The organism is Trinickia mobilis, from assembly GCF_017315705.1.
GTDB classification, from domain to species: domain Bacteria; phylum Pseudomonadota; class Gammaproteobacteria; order Burkholderiales; family Burkholderiaceae; genus Trinickia_A; species Trinickia_A mobilis.
Genome location: NZ_JAFLRF010000089.1, coordinates 1 through 5751 on the forward strand (window position 1 = coordinate 1; position 5751 = coordinate 5751).

The 5751-nt window shown below is 64.2% G+C and carries 8 protein-coding genes and 1 pseudogene; 2 read left to right on the plus strand and 7 right to left on the minus strand.

Annotated elements, in window-relative coordinates:
- Positions 1-143 (plus strand): fumarylacetoacetate hydrolase family protein (locus J3489_RS36785; RefSeq protein ID WP_207005713.1); only part of this gene is annotated, 143 nt, incomplete at its 5' end.
- Positions 144-255: 112 nt separating this feature from the next.
- On the opposite strand, the gene J3489_RS36790 is transcribed toward J3489_RS36785, so the two are convergent.
- From J3489_RS36790 to J3489_RS36815, 6 genes and pseudogenes are all read right to left on the minus strand, one after another.
- Positions 256-699, minus strand: a complete 444-nt coding sequence (locus J3489_RS36790; protein ID WP_207005707.1) for a DUF2000 domain-containing protein — start codon at positions 697-699, stop codon at positions 256-258.
- Entirely contained in the window at positions 690-1088 is a 399-nt protein-coding gene (locus J3489_RS36795) for a cupin domain-containing protein (protein WP_207005708.1), read from the minus strand. Before J3489_RS36795 ends, J3489_RS36790 begins: the two co-directional genes overlap by 10 nt.
- Before the next feature lie 186 nt (positions 1089-1274).
- Positions 1275-2228, minus strand: coding sequence for an AraC family transcriptional regulator (locus J3489_RS36800; protein WP_207005709.1), 954 nt, complete (start codon positions 2226-2228; stop codon positions 1275-1277).
- A 125-nt stretch (positions 2229-2353) separates the two neighbouring features.
- Positions 2354-2644, minus strand: a pseudogene (locus tag J3489_RS36805) (alpha/beta fold hydrolase); the annotation flags it as partial.
- Between the two features lie 12 nt (positions 2645-2656).
- Positions 2657-3316, minus strand: a complete 660-nt coding sequence (locus tag J3489_RS36810) for a DUF5134 domain-containing protein (RefSeq protein WP_207005710.1) — start codon at positions 3314-3316, stop codon at positions 2657-2659.
- An 11-nt stretch (positions 3317-3327) separates the two neighbouring features.
- Complete coding sequence (locus J3489_RS36815; protein WP_207005711.1) at positions 3328-4095, minus strand: DUF899 family protein; 768 nt, start codon at positions 4093-4095, stop codon at positions 3328-3330.
- Between the two features lie 104 nt (positions 4096-4199).
- Here J3489_RS36815 and J3489_RS36820 point away from each other — a divergent pair, with 104 nt between their 5' ends.
- A complete protein-coding gene (locus J3489_RS36820; protein WP_207005712.1) occupies positions 4200-5225 on the plus strand; it encodes a GlxA family transcriptional regulator in 1026 nt (341 codons plus the stop codon).
- A 33-nt stretch (positions 5226-5258) separates the two neighbouring features.
- Here J3489_RS36820 and J3489_RS36825 read toward each other — a convergent pair.
- Positions 5259-5751 (minus strand): LysR substrate-binding domain-containing protein (locus tag J3489_RS36825; RefSeq protein WP_242540606.1); only part of this gene is annotated, 493 nt, incomplete at its 5' end.

The following is a 5751-nucleotide window of genomic DNA, read 5'->3' on the forward strand; positions in this document are numbered from 1 at the left end:
TCGGACGCGGGCTGGCGGCCGGCGATATCGTGCTGACCGGCGCATTGGGCCCGATGGCCGCCGTGCGCCCGGGCGATGTCTTCGAGGCTCAAATTCACGGCTTGGGCTCGGTACGCGCGGCGTTCGAGGACCTCAAGCCATGAACCCGCAGTGAATCGCGTTGCTGGCGCAGCGGTTTGCGCTTCCCCCCTGCCGACGTGTTCGGCGCGAGTCGCACCGCGTCACGCACGAGCCCTGCCCCGCCTGCCCGCACGGCTATCCATGCAGCCGCAACCCTTTCAGCGCCTTGTCGACGCGCCCCTTTTCGCCACGCAACGCGATGCCGACGAGGCGCAGCTCGCCGGTCGGCACCGCGGCGACGGCTGCGCGGTTGTCCTCGTCATTGCCGGTGTCAAACAGGTCTTCTGTGAAGATCGACATGTCCAGATCCCTTTCCGACGCCCGGTCGAACATGCGCCGCAGCTCTACGCCGCTTGCGGCGTAGACCAAGACCGGCTGGCGGAACATCGGCAGATAGGACTTGCCGGAACCGTCCACGTAGCGCGCCCCGACCACGCCATCCGCCGCCGCGGCAATGCCGCTGACGACGAACGCCGTGACGTTCAGCTTCTTCCATACCGGCAACTCGTTCTGAAGAATCACGACGATCTTCGTGTCGAACCTCGCCGGTGCGTACGTGGCGTCGTGGCTCAGATCCATACGTCGTTCCTCGCCGTGCGCTCATTGGGTTCGCGGCCGGTGTTCTGTACGCCACGCGGCTCGATCAGCATGAGCTTGACCTCCTTCTGCGCAAACGGCTTGTGCTCCTTGCCCTTCGGTACGACGAACATCTCACCTTGCGACAAATGCACCGCGCCGTCGCGGAAGTCGATACGCAGCTCGCCTTCGAGCACGATAAACGTCTCGTCGGTATCCGGATGGTCGTGCCACACGAAATCGCCCTCGATCTTCACGATCTTGAACTGGTAGTCGTTCATTTCGGCGACCACCCGCGGCTGCCACCGGTCGTGAATCAGCGCAAGCTTTGCAGCCAGATTGATCGGTACGTAGGTGCCGGAGGGCGTGTTGGGTCGGTCAGTCGGTGTCATAGCCGGTCTCCTTTGATTCGGTTGAGATTGCGGACAAGCGTAGACGGCGTGGCAGCCGGCGTCTTGAACGATCGTGCACGCCGGTCGCGCAGGCGACGTCACGAGGTCGCAATCCGCACTGAACGGTGCATCCGCGGCCCGACCGTTGAGCCGGCCCGGCAACGAAGCTCGTAATGCGCAGCGCGCTCATCGGACCTGCTGTTGTGCCGCGAGCGTTTTCAGCCAGCGCGACGGCGGCAGTCCATAGGTTTTCACGAAATGCCGCGTCATATGGCTCTGATCCGCGAAACCGGCGGCGGCGGCCGCATCGGCGAGCGGCCGACCCTGGACGATCAGCTGCCGCACGCGATCGAGCCGGCGCATCGTCAGATAGCGGTGCGGACTCGTGCCGAAAAAGGCGCGGAAATCGCGCGACAAACTCCATCGGTCGCGGCTCGTCGCGGCGGCAAGCTCATCGAGCGTGACCGCGTGGTCCAGCGCATCGTGCAGGTACTCGCGCGCCACTTGCGCCGCGCGATAATCCGCGGTCTGCCGCAGCCGTCTGCCGCCCGCACCGGCGTCGAGTGCGAGCGCCAGATCCAGAATGGCGTCGTCCCGTTCGAGTGGATCGATCGGGTTGTCCATCCCCTGCAGCAACACGTCCGTTGCCGCGTATAGACGCGGATCGTCGGAAATCCCGCCCTCGATGAACGGCAGCGGCCGCCCGCCCAGCGCCTGCTGGAAAAGCGCGGGCTCGACATAGACCATCCTGTAGCGGAATCCCTGTTCGGTGCCTGCCTCGCCGTCGTGCGGCTCGTCCGGGTGAATGACGATCGTTCGGCCAGGCCGACTGTGCACGAAGCGGCGACGGTAATGAAACGACTGGACGCCCGACAGCGTGCGGCCGATCGCATACGTGTCGTGACGATGCATGTCGTACGCGTGGGCGCGAAAAAACGCTTCGATGCGCTCGATGCCATCTTGCGGCCCGCGATAAATCCAGTCGGTGTTCGTGTCGGTGATCCGCTGGAGACCGGCAACAGGCGCCGCGCGCGCAGCAGTGTCGGGTGAGGACCGTGCAGGCAATGGCGCCCGCAATTCCGCTTGCACCTGCGGTTGCGTTTGCGACTCGATCCGCGGCCCTTCCCCTGCTGCTTTCATTACGTCACCCTGCTGCGCAAAAATCCGTTTCAATGCCCCGCGTGCGACGTTGCCGGGCGCCGTCCCACGAGGAGCGGCAACAAGCGATCATGATATAGCGCGCCGCGTGGACAGTGAACGGGAACTCACTGCTGCGCACAGAAGCGGAGTATGGCTTCGCCTACTTGTCGAGGCGCTTCGCGTTGCGGGAAGTGGCCCACGCCATCCAGTATCTGCCGCTCGTAGCGGCCCTGGAAGAACGGCTCCCGGCCCCGTGAGGTGTCCGGATGATTGCAGGAGTCCGCCGCGCCATGCAGCACCAGCGTCGGCACCGCCGGCACGGGAGCAGGATTCAGGCGCGCCTCGTCGTCGCTGTAGGCCGGGTCGCCGTCGGCAAAGCCCCAACGGTGACGGAAGCAATGCAGCACAACCTCGGCCGACTCATCTGGTCAGCTCGTGATTAGCAGCATGAACGCCATGGTCACGCCAACGGCGATACGGCACGCTGCCGTCGTCGCGGTGTCGCCAGCTGGGGCGGTGCCAGCTGAAGGCGCGCCCCCGAGGGCGTAGCGTCGGCCGGAGAGTTGGCCGACGAGGTCCCAGGCGCTGCAATAGACAAGCACAAACGCGAACGCCAGCGCGAGAGCCGGATACTTGAGCGACCGTGCCATGCCGCTGCCCATCCCCGTCATGTCCATGCCGTCTGACGCCGTGAGGGCGGCGAACATGTACACCATCGCCGCGCAGTGAAACAGATGCGCAGCGCGATGCCCGCTTACCAGGGACCGAAGACCGTTCACCTTGGTGTGGCCCGCTAAGCGCCAGGCGAACCAGGCCGTGAGCAGCACGAAAATCGCCTCCCAGGCCTGGGGCGGCAGCGTCTTGACGCCGGGCGCCAGCATTCCTGCCATCGCGAGACACATCAGCAGGTGCGCAAGGTCGGAATCGGCTCCGCCCGAGCCACGCGGCGACGAGCGGGATCCGGTTGGTCCAGCCGCCGAAAGCCGGTTGGTCGGCAACCGGGCGGTAGCGAGGCGGGTCGCGCACACGGCCACGACGACCAGCATGAGGGCGGCAAGAATGTCCGATAGCCAGGCGGGAGACATCATGCGAGGACTTCCTAGTACTGCAGGTTGGGGTAGGCAGCGCTGTCTCCGCGTCCCTCGCGCGTCAAATCGAGAACGCCGTAGATTGCCCAGACCGGGTCGAGGGAGCTGGTGTCGCCGCGCTTGAACGTCATCTCGCTCGCCCAGTGGTGGTGAATCCCGTCCTCGTCGCGTGTGAACACGTTCAGGACCGGGAGCTGCCCGCCGTTCGGTGCTTCCGCATGGTAGTCGCGGTTGAAGGTGTTGTTCCGCGAGGACAGCAGCCGCAGGTTGCGCCAGCCGCGCTCTTGTGCGTAGTTGCCGAGCCGATCGGGGCTTGTCTTCGCGATCACGACGAGGTTGGTCCGCTCGGCGAGGTGAAAAGCAGCACCCTCGAGCCCATCGACGACCGATGTGCACGACGGGCACGGCTGCTCGACAAGCGGCAGCTCGGCTGTCTTGCCCCCTGGGGCAGCCGCTCGTTGGTCTCCCGACCAGCGCGGGAACATCATGTTGTAGATGACCAGCGAGTTCTTGCCCGGCGCGAACAACTCCGAGAGCCTCACCTTGCTGCCGTCGGCCGCGGACTCGAAGACGTAGTCCTCCTTGATGAGGCCGCCCGCCGGGAGTGCCCGGCGCTGGGCGGCGACCTGCTCGTTCAGCCGGCGGAGCTCCGCCTCCGCCTCCAACAGCTCGTTGCGTGCGCGCCGGTATTCGCTCGACTCGCCCGGGAAGTGGACATTCGAGTCGAGGAGTACTTCCCGCCACTTCTTCATGTCACGTGGTTGGCCCTTGAGAGTCATTATTTCCTCCTGAGAAAGTTCAGCTAGCCCCAAGTCTACTGCTTGGCAGCAGGCTGCCGAAATGTCATATTCACGTCCATTTCAGACATACGGGAAGAGGCGACATGCGCAAGGTCGGCTTCATCATCTACCCTGGCTATCAGCCGATGGGCTTTGCCGTCACCACTCCGTTCGAAATCGCCAATCAGCAAGCAGCCGAACCCGTCTACGACGTCCAGCTGCTGTCCGAGCATGGCGGGCTGGTGCGCACCTCGCTCGGCTTCTACGTGTTGACCGAGCCTTTTTACGAGGAGATGTACGATCTCATCGTCGTCTGCGCGAGCATGGAAGATGCATCGCCCGAGACGATCGAGCTGATCCGCCGCGCGCGATCTCACTGCCGCCGGATTGCTGCGACCTGCCATGGGGCGTTTGTTCTCGCGGAAGCGGGGATTCTCGACGGGCGGCGCGCCACGACTCATTGGGTGCGTGCAGACGAGCTTCGGGTCCGCTATCCCAATGTGCGAGTCGAAGAGGACCGAATCTTCATCGCTGACGGACCGGTGTGGACGTCAGCCGGCATGACCGCCGGCATCGATCTCGCACTGGCGCTGATCGAAGAAGATCTCGGCCGAGAAGCGGCGCGCAATGTTGCACACAGGCTCGTGTTGTACCATCGCCGCGCCGGTGGCCAGTCTCAGTTCTCCTCCCTTCTGGAACTAGAACCGAAATCAGATCGTATTCAGACCGTGCTCACGCACGCTCGGCGCAATCTTGCCTGGCGGCTGAGTGTGGAAGACCTTGCCGCGGTCGCGCATCTCTCACCACGCCAGTTCAGCCGTACCTTTCAGGCCGAAACCGGCATGACGCCGGCGAAGGCAATCGAGACCCTGCGCCTGGAGGGGGCACGCGCGCTATTGGAAGACACCAACCACACGATTGACGCTGTCGCTCAACAGACCGGATTCGGAGATCGCGACCGAATGCGACGTGCCTTTCTCCGCGCCTACGGCCAACCGCCGCAAATGATTCGACGCCAGTCGCGCGGATCCTCGTCCTTGGCGGAAAGCGAGCTCGCAGAAGCCGAAAGCAATGCTGCAACAGCAGGCAAGCCGCGCCCTCCTGCTGCCGGACGCGCTCGCCCACGCTGACGAAGACGGTATGGCGCTTGTTAAGAGAAGCCCTCACGTCTGCGGAGTATCGGCGCGGGCGACTCGCTCGACACGCTCGATCGCACTATTCAAGGAAGGCGAGAGCGTCGAGCGCAGGTGTTCGAGCAGCGTCCGAATTTTGGCATCGAGGTAGCGACGCGACGGGTAGACGGCGAACACAGTGAACGGCTTTAGCCGATAGTGCGGCAGCACGCGCACCAGCTTTCCTTCGACGAGATCGTCGACGACCGTGTAAGTCGCGAGTGTGCCGATGCCTGCTCCAGCGAGTAAGGCGGCACGCAACGCATCGGGCACATTGAATTGCAGCGACGACTTGGGGATCTTCCAGATTCGAGCGTCATTTTCGCTTTCGAGATGCCATTCGTCAGGGGACGATACGGGCGACTCGAGCATGAGCAAAGCATGAGCGCTCAGTTCGTCGCGCGTTGTCGGCGTGCCGTGGCGTTTCAGATAATCCGGCGAGGCCACCATCACCGTATACGCCGAGCCGAGCGGTTGCGCGACG

Excerpts from the sequence above, each read along its gene's own strand:
- J3489_RS36790 (WP_207005707.1), bottom strand. The coding sequence starts at position 699 with ATGGATCTGAGCCACGACGCCACGTACGCACCGGCGAGGTTCGACACG.
- J3489_RS36795 (WP_207005708.1), bottom strand. The coding sequence starts at position 1,088 with ATGACACCGACTGACCGACCCAACACGCCCTCCGGCACCTACGTACCG.
- J3489_RS36800 (WP_207005709.1), bottom strand. The coding sequence starts at position 2,228 with ATGAAAGCAGCAGGGGAAGGGCCGCGGATCGAGTCGCAAACGCAACCG.
- J3489_RS36810 (WP_207005710.1), bottom strand. The coding sequence starts at position 3,316 with ATGATGTCTCCCGCCTGGCTATCGGACATTCTTGCCGCCCTCATGCTG.
- J3489_RS36815 (WP_207005711.1), bottom strand. The coding sequence starts at position 4,095 with ATGACTCTCAAGGGCCAACCACGTGACATGAAGAAGTGGCGGGAAGTA.
- J3489_RS36820 (WP_207005712.1), top strand. The coding sequence starts at position 4,200 with ATGCGCAAGGTCGGCTTCATCATCTACCCTGGCTATCAGCCGATGGGC.